Here is a 13,076-nt window from a genome sequence, read left to right as displayed (position 1 = left end):
GCCGTTTCTTGCGGCTGTTTTTCTTGGGATGGCTTTGGCATATGTAAGGATAAAATCCTACATTTGCCAAATGATAACTTGATATTCATTTATTTATGTTAATTATTATACTATGAGAACAAACAGAAGAGATTTCCTTAAAACACTTGGAGGAATTGCAGCCTTTACAATCGTACCTCGTCAGGTATTGGGGAGAGGTTTTATCGCACCGAGTGATCAGTTGACAAAAGGAATTATTGGAACCGGTGGAATGGGACGTGGACACGTGAACTATGCCGGTACACGTCTGGTCGCAGTCTGCGATGTAGATAAAAATCATCTGGAACTGGGAAAGAAACTGGTGAAGGATAAGATTGCGGCTTATCATGACTTTCGTGATTTGATTCTGGATAAGAATGTGGATATTGTGCATATCGCTACTCCTCCGCATTGGCATGGCCTTATGTCGGTAGAAGCAGCAAAGGCCGGAAAAGATATCTGGTGTGAAAAACCAATGACACGTACAATCGGTGAAGGTAAACGTGTGATGGAAGCAGTAAAGCAGTATGGACGTATGTTCCGCTTGAATACATGGTTCCGCTTTGCGGATCCTTTCTATGGCTTGGGTACCCCTGTGAAACCGTTAAAGAAACTGGTGCAAAGTGGTATGTTGGGATGGCCGTTAAAGGTGACTATCAGTAAACATACCGGCTTCGACTGGAAGTTTTATTGGGTAGGTAAAGAATATCTGGAACCACAAACCGTTCCGTCTGAATTGGACTACGATATGTGGTTAGGTCCGGCACCCTACAAACCTTATAATGCTCATCGGGTACATGGTACTTTCCGTGGATATTGGGATTATGACGGTGGTGGATTAGGTGATATGGGACAACATTATATAGACCCGGTACAATATATTTTGGGTAAGGATCATACCAGTCCGGTGAAAGTGGAGGTAGATGCTCCGCAACAACATCCGGATGCCGTGGGAACCTGGCGCTCGATTACTTATACCTATGAGGATGGTTGTCAGATCGTTCTTTGGGGAGGTGATTACGGTGATCCCAATACGCCTTATATCTCAGGTCCGAAGGGAAATGTGTATAAGAATTTTGTTTGTGATATACCTGAATGGGAAAAGAAATTGGCAGCCTATCCGGATCCGGAACCACAGGTGACTGATTTTATCGAATGTGTCAAAACCCGTCAACCTTTTGCCTTGAATGAAAAGAATGGTTTCCGTTCAGCTACTATTGTTAATATGGGAGCTGTGGCACTTCGTCTGAACCGGACCTTGCATTTTGATCCGGTGAAATTGGAATTTATTAATGATGAAGCGGCGAATCGATTGATAGACCAACCGATGCGGGCACCGTGGAATATTTGATTCGCCGGGCGAAGCAAATATTCCAAATTGACAATTGATAATTGACAGTTGACAATTAGTAGTTGACAATAAACAGTAAACAGTTGGCAATTCATAGTGCAAAGAGGATACAAACAAATAACTTATAATAATACAAGAGAATAGATTAAGATGAAGATACTGAAATATATAAAATCAATTAATTGTCAATTGTCAACTGTCAATTGTCAATTAATACTGATGCTGCTGGTTTCAGCATCCGTATTCGCGCAGGGGAACCGGACGACGAAAACGATCGTAGCCGATGTGTTGGCACAAATGCCGGCAAATAAACAAACAGGCTATAATAAACAGATCAGCGATCTGGCCTCGACAGGTGAAGAAGGGGTGTGGATGCTGATCGATATGATGGCTGCTCCCGGAAAAGGAAGTAATGCCCAGGTGGAATATGCCTTGAGCGGACTTACGCACTATGTTGCGGCAGAAGGACAGGAGATTCATTGCAGTAAGGTGGTAAATGCCTATCTGAAAGCTTTGGATAAGTTGGAAGAAAGAGAAACAAAGGCTTTTTTAATCCGTCAACTGCAGTTGATCGGAGGAGATGAGTGTGTGGATATTTTAGGTCGTTGCTTGAACACGGAAGCCTTGAGTGGTCCGGCTTCTCGTGCCTTAGCCGCTATAGGAACAGAAAAAGCCAAACAGGCTTTACAAGCTTCGTTGATGCGTCGGATGGGAACTCCCAAAACACAACAAGATGTTATTCTGGCTGTAGCAGAAGCGCGTCTTCCGATAGGCGAAGATCTATTGATCGGCAGACTGGGCAATGGAGATGCGGAAATGCAACGCGTTGTTATGTATGCTTTGAGCCGTATGGGCTCGCTTGCCGCTTTGAAACCTTTGTCGGAGGCCGCTGAAAAAGCAGGTTTTACCTATGAAAAAACACAGGCGAATGATGCGTATATAGAATTAATCGATCGGATCATCCAAAACGGAGATCTGAAAGAGGGAGAGAAGGCTGCAAATGATTTGTTGAAGAAGGCTACCAAAGCCGGACAAGTACAAACGCGCACAGCTGCTTTGCAATTGATCTATGCCGCAAAAAAAGAAAGTGTAAATAAGCAGTTGTTGACAGCCCTGAAAGATAAAAACAAAGAATACCGCAATGCCGCATTGGATTTTGCTTCTTGTTATGCAGATGCCCCTATGTATATAGAGGTTGTGAAGTCTGTAATAAAAGCAAAACCGGAAGTGAAAGTGGATGTGTTAAACTGGATCGGGCGTGAAAGTAAATGTCCGGAAAAGAATGGTATTATAAAAAATCTGGAGATTCGTTTTGACTTACCGGCGAAACAAGTGTTTCTTAATCAGCTGAAAGATGCCAATTACGAGGTGAAACAGGCAGCTGCATGGGCTTTGGTAAAGATCGGAGATACCAGTGTGATTCCTTCTCTGGCGGAACTATTGACAAGTACGGATATCCCGGTTGTTCAATTAGGCAAAGAAGCATTGGCCAGTTTCTCGGGAGATATCGATCAGGCTGTAGCAAAAGCGATAGTAAAAGCCCAGGATGCCGGAAAAATAGCAGGACTTGAGTTATTGGCTTTGCGTAAAGCCGATGCCAATATCCATTCCGTATTGGAACAAACAAAGTCCGGCTCAATAGAAGTCAAGGAGGCGGCTTATAAAGCATTGAAAGATGTGGTCACTGAAAAAGATTTTACGATTATCTGTGGTATGTTGGAGATGGCAGAGCCAGGAACGGTCGCTCCCCTTCAGCAAGCGGTAATTGCCTCGATTGCTACTCAACCGGTAGACGCTCGTCTGAATACATTGAACCGTCGTATGGTGCAGGCAGGAGAGGGCAAGAAACATCTCTATTATACGGCTTTGGCTACCACAGGCGAAACACAGGCTCTGCATACGATTGTGAGCGGGTTTAAAAAGGGAGAAGGCGAGGCGAAGGATGCTGCTTTTGAAGCTTTATTGACCTGGAAGGGGCCTGAAGCTGCAGAAGAGCTTTATACTATCTGTAAGGATGCTTCGGCTTCCACTTATTTTGATAAGGCGCTCAATGCGTATATCCGTCTTGTTTCCAATCCGTCTATAACAGGAGAGAACCGTTTGTTAGGTTTACGCAAAGCCATGGAGATCGCTAAAAGCAATGAGCAGAAGATCGCCATTCTCCGCCAGATTCAACGTACTGGTACTTTCCTGGGAATGTTGTATGCCGGTGAATTCCTCGATGAAAAACCTGTACAGGAAGCTGCTGCACAGGCAGTAATGAACATCGCTTTGGGTAATAAAGGATATACCGGAAAGAATGTAAGAGATTTATTGACGAAAGTGATGCAGGTATTGAATAATCCGGATGCCGGTTACCAGCGTGAAGCAATAAAGAAACATTTGAATGAAATGCCAGAAGAAGACGGTTTCGTCTCTTTGTTTAATGGAAAAGATCTGACCGGTTGGAAAGGATTGGTGGGTACCCCTATCAGCCGCGCTAAAATGAATGCAGCTCAATTAGAAAAGGCTCAGGTGAAGGCCGATGAACAAATGCGTAAAGATTGGAAGGTCGAAAATGGATGTCTTGTTTTTGATGGTACGGGTTATGACAACCTTTGTACGACAAAACAATATGGCGATATCGAAATGTATATTGACTGGATGTTAGATCCGGCAGGTCCGGAAGCTGATGCCGGTATTTATCTGCGTGGAACACCTCAGGTACAGATATGGGATACGGCCCGGGTGAATGTGGGGGCACAAGTCGGTTCCGGAGGTTTGTATAACAACCGTGTGAATCCGAGCAAACCTTCCAAAGTGGCGGATAATAAACTGGGCGAATGGAATACCTTCTATATTAAAATGGTGGGTGACCGTGTGACTGTTGTATTAAATGGAGAAAAAGTGGTGGATGATGTTATCCTGGAGAATTACTGGGATCGTAAACAAGCTATTTTCCCAATAGAACAACTTGAACTACAAGCTCACGGAAGCAAAGTGTATTATCGTAACATCTATGTAAAAGAGCTGAAACGAACCGAACCTTTCCAATTATCTGCAGAAGAAAAGAAAGAAGGATATAAGATCCTGTTTGACGGAACCAATATGCATGCATGGACAGGAAATACGGTCGATTATACAACGCAGGATGGAACGATCTCTTTGGTGCCTCACAAAGGATCCGGGGGCAATCTTTATACAAAGGAAGAGTTTGCTAATTTTATTTACCGTTTTGAATTTCAGTTAACTCCTGCTGCCAATAATGGATTGGGTATTCGTACCCCCATGGAAGGAGATGCTGCTTATGTCGGTATGGAATTGCAGATATTGGATAGTGAACATCCTGTATATAAAGATCTGGAGATTTATCAATACCATGGTTCCGTATATGGTATTATACCGGCGGAACGCGGATACTTGAAGCCTACAGGAGAATGGAACTACCAGGAAGTAGAGGCCAACGGAGATCATATTAAAATAACCTTGAATGGGCATGTGATCCTGGATGGAAATATCCGTGAGGCTACAAAAAATGGAACGGCTGATAAAAAAGAACATCCGGGTCTGTTTAATAAAAAAGGACATATTGCCTTTTTGGGACATGGCTCACCGGTGAAGTTTCGGCATATCCGTATCAAAGAGTTGAAATAAACGATAGAAGAAAATAGACAAGAAACAGAAGGGCTATCTGAGATCAATCGGATAGCTCTTTTTTTGTACCCGGTAAGATCTCTTTATTTTTTTGACAGAAAGGTGTGAAAACTGTCTAAAACAAATAAAAAAGAGACATATTTTGAATGGATATCTACTCTCTGTTTACGAACTCTTTTAACTTATCAAACAGTTGATAAATTGCAACTTGAGTGTATTTTAAACTTTATTATCATTTAAGGTAAAAAATACGGAAATATTTCTTCATTCCTAAAAAAATGAAATTACCTTTGTCTGCAAATTACATAATAACATTTACTAAATCATTAATTTATCATTGATATGGAACTTACACACATCGAGCATTTAGGTATTGCCGTAAAAAGTATTGATGCTTGTCTGCCCTATTATGAAGGGGTACTGGGTTTGAAATGCTACAATATTGAAGTAGTGGCAGATCAAAAAGTAAAGACTGCTTTCTTTAAAGTGGGGCAAACTAAAATCGAATTGCTGGAACCTACCAGTGAAGACAGTACGATTGCCAAATTTATTGAGAAAAAAGGGGAAGGCATTCATCATATAGCTTTTGCCGTACCTGATGTACAGGCTGCTTTGGATGAGGTGGAAGCAAAAGGAGTTCAATTGATAGATAAAGCCCCTCGTGGTGGTGCTGAAGGTTTAGATATTGCTTTCTTACATCCGAAGTCCACTTGTGGTGTGTTGACGGAACTTTGCATGGAAGGTAAAGGTAAATAAGATTCATTTTTAACAATAAATCATACAATACAATGAGTAACCAGCTTGAAAAAGTAAAAGAGCTTATCGCCCTTCGTGAAAAAGCACGCCTGGGTGGTGGAGAAAAGAGAATCGAAGCTCAGCACAACAAAGGCAAGTACACTGCACGCGAACGTATCGCTATGTTGCTTGACGAGGGCAGCTTCGAAGAATTCGATATGTTTGTACAACATCGCAGTACAAATTTTGGTATCGAGAAAACAAAATTCCTCGGTGACGGTGTCGTAACAGGATATGGTACGATAGAAGGCCGTGTGGTATATATTTATGCACAAGACTTTACAGTCTTTGGTGGTGCATTGTCCGAAACTCTTGCTATGAAAATATGTAAGGTAATGGACCAGGCAATGAAAATGGGAGCACCGGTTATTGGTTTGAATGATTCAGGAGGTGCACGTATTCAAGAAGGCGTAAACGCATTGGCTGGTTATGCAGAAATTTTCCAACGTAATATTCTGGCTTCAGGGGTAGTGCCTCAGATTTCAGGTATCTTTGGACCGTGTGCAGGCGGAGCGGTTTATTCTCCTGCTTTAACCGACTTCAATATCATGACCCGTGGAACAAGTTATATGTTCCTTACAGGCCCCAAAGTTGTAAAAACAGTTACAGGTGAAGATGTAACACAGGAAGAATTAGGTGGTGCAAGTGTGCATACAACCAAATCGGGTGTGGCTCATTTTGCTGTTGACACAGAAGAAGAAGGCTTCCAACTGATTCGTAAACTACTCAGTTTCTTACCGCAGAACAACCTGGAAGAAACTCCGCTTGTTCCATGCAACGATCCTATTGATCGTCTGGATGATGTGTTAAACGAAATTATCCCCGACAGCCCGAACCAGGCTTATGATATGTATGAAGTAATCGGTACGATTATCGATGGCAATGAATTCCTGGAAGTACATGCCGATTATGCCAAAAATATCATTGTCGGTTTTGGACGTTTCAACGGACAAACAGTTGGTATCATTGCCAACCAACCGAAAGTGATGGCAGGATGTCTGGATAGCAACGCTTCCCGTAAAGGGGGACGTTTCGTACGTTTCTGCGACGCTTTCAATATTCCATTGGTGACTTTGGTGGACGTGCCGGGATTCCTTCCGGGAACAGGACAGGAATACAACGGTGTGATTCTGCATGGTGCTAAATTATTGTATGCTTACGGAGAAGCTACGGTACCTAAAGTAACAGTTACATTGCGTAAATCTTACGGAGGAGCTTATTGTGTGATGAGCTCGAAACACCTGCGCGGTGATATGAACTACGCATGGCCAACGGCTGAGATCGCTGTGATGGGACCGAGTGGTGCCGTAGAAGTAATCTTCGCTAAAGAAGTAGCTGCTTCGGAAGACCCCGCTAAACTTCAGGCAGAGAAAGAAGAAGAATACAAAAAAGCATTCGCAAACCCATACAATGCGGCTCAATATGGTTACATTGATGATGTAATCGAACCGCGTAACACCCGTTTCCGTATCATTCGTGCGTTGCAACAATTGCAAACGAAAAAACTGGTGAACCCGGCGAAGAAACATGACAATATGCCTCTGTAATTCTTACAGATGACGCGAGTAAGAAGTAAGAATTTAGACGTATAAATGACTATGTATAATAGAATAAAAAGAAACGCAGGGTTTATGTTGTTGTTCATGTTGCTCTTTTCTTTTGGAGCACAGGCGCAACGTGTAACCGCCATGCGAATAAACGAAGTACTGGTCATCAATGAAGATAACTTTGTCGATGACTATGGTAAGCGAAGTGGCTGGATTGAATTGTATAACAGTTCGGCCGGTACGGTAAATATCGGTGGCTGTTTTTTGACAAACGACAAAAACGACCCGAAGAAATACCCTATTCCTAAGGGTGACGTATTGACAAAGATCCCTCCCCGGCAACACACATTGTTCTGGGCCGACGGGAATGCGAGCCGTGGTACATTCCACGTCAGCTTTACCCTGGATCCGACAAAAGAAAACTACATCGCTCTTTATGATACCGATGGTAAGACATTGGTAGACGAAATTGTGATACCGGCATCTCAAAGATCGGACGTGAGTTATGGACGTGAAGTGGATGGCAAAGACAAATGGATTCAATTAGCAAAGGTGACTCCAAGTACCAACAACCTGACATTGGACAGTAATGAAAAGATCGAGAATTTCAAGAAGAACGACTCTTGGGGACTTGGTATGACTGTTACAGCTATGGCTGTTGTATTCCTTGGACTGCTCGTTTTATTCCTGGTATTCAAAATGACAGGTAAAGCATCGATCGCTGCCGGTGCCCGTCGGGCACAAAAAGCGACCGGAGCGGAAGTGGTTCCTGCTGCACCGGGAGAACTTTCCGGAGAAGTATTGGTGGCTATTGGTATGGCGCTTTACGAATTGAATGAAGATGCACACGATATCGAAAATACGGTATTGACCATCCAGAAAGTAAAACGCACTTATTCACCGTGGAGCTCTAAGATCTATGGATTACGTGAATTGCCAAGAAAGTAATTATCTCTAATAATAAAAAAGAATGAAAAGTTTTAAATATACAATCAACGGTACTGTATACAAAGTGCATATCAATTCAGTGGTGGAAGACATGGCTGATGTGGAAGTAAATGGTATGCCTTATAAAGTGAAAATGGAAAAACCCGCCAAAAAGCAGGTAGTTACATTAAAGAGACCGGCTCAGGCTCCGACCACATCAAGTGGTGCACCGGTCGTTTCCCGTCCGGCTGCTTCGGCTACGGCAGGCGCTGTACGTTCTCCGCTGCCAGGAGTTATCTTGGACATGAAATGTAAAGTGGGCGACACTGTAAAAAGAGGTCAGACTCTGTTGATCCTGGAAGCTATGAAAATGGAAAACAGCATCAATGCGGATCGCGACGGTAGTATCATTGAAATAAAAGTGAACAAAGGCGACTCTGTATTGGAAAATGCAGAACTCGTTGTAATCGGATAAGAATATGCAAGAAAGTTTTTTATCATTCCTGGGTGAGAACTTGCAATTGTTCTTAACCTATACAGGATTCTACAACGCAACGCCGGGTCATATCGCTATGATCTTTATCGGTTTGCTCTTTATTTTCCTGGCAATTAAATATGAATTTGAACCCATGCTTCTGATTCCTATCGGATTCGGAATGCTTATCGGTAATATTCCTTTCAAAGATGCCGGCCTGCAGGTAGGTATTTATGAAGAGGGATCTGTACTGAATATTCTCTACCAGGGGGTAGTACAGGGGTGGTATCCACCATTGATATTCCTTGGCATCGGGGCAATGACCGACTTCTCGGCATTGATCTCCAACCCGAAATTGATGTTGATCGGTGCTGCCGCACAGTTCGGTATCTTCGGTGCATATATCATCGCCCTGCAGATGGGCTTCGAACCGAACCAAGCAGGTGCTATCGGTATTATCGGGGGGGCAGACGGCCCTACGGCTATCTTCCTCTCTTCCAAGCTGGCACCTAACCTGATGGGGGCTATTGCGGTATCGGCCTACTCCTATATGGCGTTAGTGCCGATCATCCAACCTCCGTTTATGCGTCTGTTGACCACGAAGAAAGAGCGTGTGATCCGTATGAAACCGCCGCGCGTGGTATCTTCAACCGAAAAGATCATCTTCCCGATCGTAGGTCTGTTGTTGACTTGTTTCCTCGTACCTTCCGGTCTTCCGTTGTTGGGTATGTTGTTCTTCGGTAACCTGATCAAAGAAAGTGGCGTGACTCGCCGTTTGGCAGAGACTGCTCGTGGACCGCTGATCGATGTAATTACCATCTTGTTGGGTATCACCGTAGGTGCTTCTACGCAAGCTACGCAGTTCTTGACTTGGAACTCTATCAAGATCTTTATGTTGGGTGCGCTTTCTTTCGTGATTGCTACCTGTGCGGGTATCCTATTCGTGAAGTTCTTCAACCTGTTCCTGAAAGAAGGTAACAAGATTAATCCGTTGATCGGTAACTCTGGTGTATCTGCCGTTCCCGACTCGGCACGTATCTCTCAGGTAGTAGGTTTGGAATATGATCCGACTAACTATTTGTTGATGCACGCGATGGGACCAAACGTAGCCGGTGTGATCGGCTCGGCTGTTGCCGCCGGTATCTTATTGGGATTCTTATCATAAGAAATCAAACGATCCTATAAAAAAGGTTGCTCTTCGTCATGAAGAGCAACCTTTTTCTTTTTCTTTCCTGTCGGACTGCCTTCGAAAAATCAAGGATTCTCCCGAAAAGTTGTAGAACTGAAATGGAATTTGGAGAAAATTACAATCTAAAATGTGGGGGAATTCTAGTGTTGATAGCTATCGTCAGTACTAACGATAGCTATCATCAGTAGTAACGATAGTTATCATCAGTAGTGACGATAGCTATCAACAGTAAAATGACCTTTGTTTTTGAGACCAATGTAATCAGTCTTATCCCAATACCTTATTTTTAGCTATTGTGGCCTGAAACTCTTTCAGGTAAAAGGGTTCATAGTATGCAGTATCTTCAAATTTTCCGGCAACGTATGCTTTTTCAGCCAAAGGAATCATATGGCTGGCTAACGGATGGATATCCTCTAGAAAATAGGCATTGGAAGAGGAGAGTATTTCTTTACATTTGGCCGCTCCGTTACCCAAGAAGCAGACTTCGCTTTTATCCAGGTAGTCAGCAAAAGAATCGGGAGTAATGATTTCAGCCAATGTTTCTCTTACTGGGGATAATAAGGAGTCGTATAGAGCGGAATACACCTCCATGCGCCGGGCATCCAACATGGCACAATACAAGCCCCCTGAATCGAGAGGGTGTTTCTGAATGGCTGTATAGGCTAGTATTTCAAGGGTAGGAATGGCTATCAAAGGAATTCCGTATCCGAAGCAGATCCCTTTAGCGAGGGAAACCCCTATGCGGAGCCCCGTGTACGATCCGGGTCCACTACTGACAGCTACGGCATCCGGTTTGATCCCTTCTTTTTGGATCATACGCAAAGCCTCTTCTACATACACTCCGGCCAGGGAAGCATGGGAAGGACCATCGAATGAGACTTTTTCAAAATAAAGTTTACTATCTACTGACAGCGCTACGGAACAAACCGTGGTTGATGTTTCTATATGTAATATGCAGGCCATAACTATTGCTTCTTGTGGGGGGAAGAGGAACAGGAAACAGCCTGTTTTCTACCCATTCATTGGCTGCAAAAATACAAAAACAAATCCAATGGAGTTAAACTATCCGTAGAATAACGTACATTTGCACAAACTTATAAAATCATATGATACAATCAATGACCGGATTCGGTAAGGTTACAACCGAACTTCCATCCAAAAAAGTAACAGTTGAAATAAAGGCGCTCAATAGTAAGCAATTGGATCTGTCAACCCGCATGCCTTCTATTTATAAAGAGAAAGATATGGAGATCCGTACACTGTTATTGCAAACATTGGAACGGGGAAAGGTGGAATTTACGATCTATATTGAATACATAGGAAAGGACACTCCCACGCAGATCAATTTAACGGCTGTAGAGAATTATTATAATCAGATAAAAGAGATTGCCGAAAAACTACAGATCGCTGTTCCAGCGGATTGGTTCCAGACATTGTTGCGTATGCCTGAAGCTATCAAATCGGAAGTAGCCGAATTGGATGAAACGGAATGGGATGTTATACTTGCTGCCGTAAAAGAGGCTATTCGGCAATTATGCGATTTCCGTAAACAGGAAGGGCAGATGTTATTCGGACTGTTTGAAAAGAAGATTGCCAATATTCATCAACTGCTTACCGAGGTAGAGGTGTACGAAGGGGAGCGTCTTGAAAAGATTAAAGCCCGTATCATGGATAACCTGGAAAAGGTGGTTGAGAAAGATTATGATAAGAATCGTTTCGAACAGGAGATGATCTATTATATAGAAAAACTGGATATAAACGAAGAAAAGAGTCGCCTGGAGAATCACTTGAACTATTTTATAAGTACAATAACGCAAGGAAATAGCCAAGGCAAGAAGTTAGGTTTTATAGCGCAGGAAATCGGACGTGAAATAAATACATTGGGCTCAAAAAGTAATCATGTGGAGATGCAAAAGATTGTTGTTCAGATGAAAGATGAGTTGGAGCAAATCAAAGAGCAGGTACTCAACGTGCTTTAATGTTTAATCATTACAAATCGTTCGTAAAGAAGATATGGCCGGCAAATTAATTATATTTTCAGCACCTTCAGGGTCGGGTAAATCGACTATCATCCAATCCCTGTTGCAACATAAAGAGTTAGATCTCCATTTTTCTATATCAGCCACCAGTCGACTTCCCCGTGGGGCGGAAAAAGACGGGGTGGAATACTATTTTCTTACTCCTGAGGAGTTTCGCCGGCGGATTGCCAATGAGGAGTTTCTGGAGTATGAAGAGGTGTATGCGGATACGTTTTACGGAACATTAAAAAGTGAAGTGGAGCGTATACAAAATGCAGGCAATAATGTCATTCTGGATGTCGATGTCGTTGGGGGATGCAATATAAAGAAGTATTATGCAGACCAGGCTTTGTCTGTATTTATCCGGCCGCCGCATATTGATGAACTGCGTCGTCGTTTGATAAATAGGGGAACGGATTCTTCGGAGGTCATAGAAAAGCGCATAGCCAAAGCGGAGTATGAATTAAGTTTTCTCAATCAATTTGATGAGGTGGTTGTAAATGATGATTTGGAACAGGCCCAAAGAGAAGCTTATCGTGTTATAAAAGCCTTTCTGGAGAATGATTAAAACGGGTATTTTCTCCGGCTCCTTTAATCCTATCCATATAGGACATCTGGCATTGGCCAATTGGCTGTGTGAGTATGAAGAACTGGATGAAGTATGGTTTGTTGTCACTCCGCAAAATCCCTTAAAGAAGCAGGAGGACCTGATGGACGATCATCTCCGTTTGGTCATGGTAGAAGCCGCCATACAGGGGTATGCTAAGTTTAAAATTTCCTCTATCGAATACAATCTTCCCAAACCCTCTTATACGATAGATACACTTGAGGCTTTGGAAAAGAAATATCCGGATCATTCTTTTCATCTTATTATAGGAGCGGATAACTGGCATTTGATCTCCCGCTGGAAAGAGTACCAGAAGATTTTAACGAATTATCCGGTTTGGATTTATCCACGTGAAGGTTATGAGGTGGTTATCCCCGCAGACTATCCTTTCGTACGCCAGGTATATGCTCCGTTAATGGAGATTTCTTCTACATTTATCCGTACCTCTTTTCAGCAAGGCAAAGATGTGCGTTTCTTTTTGCCGGAAGCCATCCGGCATATCTTTCGTGTCTAATA

11 protein-coding genes are annotated in these 13,076 nt (G+C 42.9%); 10 read left to right on the top strand and 1 reads right to left on the bottom strand.

What is annotated here, in order from left to right; all coding sequences use genetic code 11:
* Nucleotides 1-112 precede the first annotated feature (112 nt).
* The 7 genes from D0T51_RS01670 (at nt 113) to D0T51_RS01640 (ending at nt 9,911) form a co-directional block, all read left to right on the top strand.
* Nucleotides 113-1,369 (top strand): Gfo/Idh/MocA family oxidoreductase, encoded by a 1,257-nt coding sequence (locus tag D0T51_RS01670; protein ID WP_163724243.1) that lies wholly within the window; start codon nt 113-115, stop codon nt 1,367-1,369.
* 189 nt (nt 1,370-1,558) lie between these two features.
* The gene (locus D0T51_RS01665; protein WP_373456997.1) at nt 1,559-5,002 is read left to right on the top strand and encodes a DUF1080 domain-containing protein; all 3,444 of its coding nucleotides are present in this window, start codon (nt 1,559-1,561) and stop codon (nt 5,000-5,002) included.
* A gap of 342 nt (nt 5,003-5,344) precedes the next feature.
* On the top strand, nt 5,345-5,758 hold the full coding sequence (mce, locus tag D0T51_RS01660) for a methylmalonyl-CoA epimerase (RefSeq protein WP_163724238.1): 414 nt from the start codon (nt 5,345-5,347) through the stop codon (nt 5,756-5,758).
* A gap of 32 nt (nt 5,759-5,790) precedes the next feature.
* Nucleotides 5,791-7,344 carry an acyl-CoA carboxylase subunit beta gene (locus tag D0T51_RS01655; RefSeq protein WP_163724236.1) on the top strand — a complete coding sequence of 518 codons (1,554 nt, stop codon included), beginning with the start codon at nt 5,791-5,793 and terminating at the stop codon, nt 7,342-7,344.
* Nucleotides 7,345-7,395: 51 nt separating this feature from the next.
* Nucleotides 7,396-8,292 (top strand): lamin tail domain-containing protein, encoded by an 897-nt coding sequence (locus tag D0T51_RS01650; RefSeq protein ID WP_163724234.1) that lies wholly within the window; start codon nt 7,396-7,398, stop codon nt 8,290-8,292.
* A gap of 22 nt (nt 8,293-8,314) precedes the next feature.
* The gene (locus tag D0T51_RS01645; protein WP_163724233.1) at nt 8,315-8,746 is read left to right on the top strand and encodes a biotin/lipoyl-containing protein; all 432 of its coding nucleotides are present in this window, start codon (nt 8,315-8,317) and stop codon (nt 8,744-8,746) included.
* A 4-nt stretch (nt 8,747-8,750) separates the two neighbouring features.
* Nucleotides 8,751-9,911, top strand: coding sequence for a sodium ion-translocating decarboxylase subunit beta (locus tag D0T51_RS01640; protein ID WP_163724231.1), 1,161 nt, complete (start codon nt 8,751-8,753; stop codon nt 9,909-9,911).
* A gap of 291 nt (nt 9,912-10,202) precedes the next feature.
* On the opposite strand, the gene tsaB is transcribed toward D0T51_RS01640, so the two are convergent.
* On the bottom strand, nt 10,203-10,898 hold the full coding sequence (gene tsaB / locus D0T51_RS01635; RefSeq protein ID WP_163724229.1) for a tRNA (adenosine(37)-N6)-threonylcarbamoyltransferase complex dimerization subunit type 1 TsaB: 696 nt from the start codon (nt 10,896-10,898) through the stop codon (nt 10,203-10,205).
* Nucleotides 10,899-11,041: 143 nt separating this feature from the next.
* On the opposite strand from tsaB, the gene D0T51_RS01630 reads away from it, so the two are divergent.
* Genes D0T51_RS01630 through nadD form a run of 3 tightly spaced genes read left to right on the top strand, consistent with a single transcriptional unit; the run spans nt 11,042 to nt 13,074 of the window.
* Complete coding sequence (locus D0T51_RS01630; protein WP_163724227.1) at nt 11,042-11,914, top strand: YicC/YloC family endoribonuclease; 873 nt, start codon at nt 11,042-11,044, stop codon at nt 11,912-11,914.
* Nucleotides 11,915-11,948: 34 nt separating this feature from the next.
* Nucleotides 11,949-12,521 carry a guanylate kinase gene (gene gmk / locus D0T51_RS01625; protein WP_163724225.1) on the top strand — a complete coding sequence of 191 codons (573 nt, stop codon included), beginning with the start codon at nt 11,949-11,951 and terminating at the stop codon, nt 12,519-12,521.
* Complete coding sequence (gene nadD, locus D0T51_RS01620; protein WP_163724223.1) at nt 12,514-13,074, top strand: nicotinate (nicotinamide) nucleotide adenylyltransferase; 561 nt, start codon at nt 12,514-12,516, stop codon at nt 13,072-13,074. Before gmk ends, nadD begins: the two co-directional genes overlap by 8 nt.
* Nucleotides 13,075-13,076: the final 2 nt, after the last annotated feature.

The organism is Parabacteroides sp. 52, from assembly GCF_010500925.1.
Classification (GTDB): Bacteria; Bacteroidota; Bacteroidia; order Bacteroidales; family Tannerellaceae; genus QVMG01.
This window is presented reverse-complemented; position numbering and strand designations above follow the sequence as displayed.

Coding starts and splice junctions, on each gene's coding strand:
- D0T51_RS01670 (WP_163724243.1), top strand. CDS start 113: ATGAGAACAAACAGAAGAGATTTCCTTAAAACACTTGGAGGAATTGCA.
- D0T51_RS01655 (WP_163724236.1), top strand. CDS start 5,791: ATGAGTAACCAGCTTGAAAAAGTAAAAGAGCTTATCGCCCTTCGTGAA.
- D0T51_RS01630 (WP_163724227.1), top strand. CDS start 11,042: ATGATACAATCAATGACCGGATTCGGTAAGGTTACAACCGAACTTCCA.
- gmk (WP_163724225.1), top strand. CDS start 11,949: ATGGCCGGCAAATTAATTATATTTTCAGCACCTTCAGGGTCGGGTAAA.
- nadD (WP_163724223.1), top strand. CDS start 12,514: ATGATTAAAACGGGTATTTTCTCCGGCTCCTTTAATCCTATCCATATA.
- D0T51_RS01640 (WP_163724231.1), top strand. CDS start 8,751: ATGCAAGAAAGTTTTTTATCATTCCTGGGTGAGAACTTGCAATTGTTC.
- mce (WP_163724238.1), top strand. CDS start 5,345: ATGGAACTTACACACATCGAGCATTTAGGTATTGCCGTAAAAAGTATT.
- tsaB (WP_163724229.1), bottom strand. CDS start 10,898: ATGGCCTGCATATTACATATAGAAACATCAACCACGGTTTGTTCCGTA.
- D0T51_RS01650 (WP_163724234.1), top strand. CDS start 7,396: ATGTATAATAGAATAAAAAGAAACGCAGGGTTTATGTTGTTGTTCATG.
- D0T51_RS01645 (WP_163724233.1), top strand. CDS start 8,315: ATGAAAAGTTTTAAATATACAATCAACGGTACTGTATACAAAGTGCAT.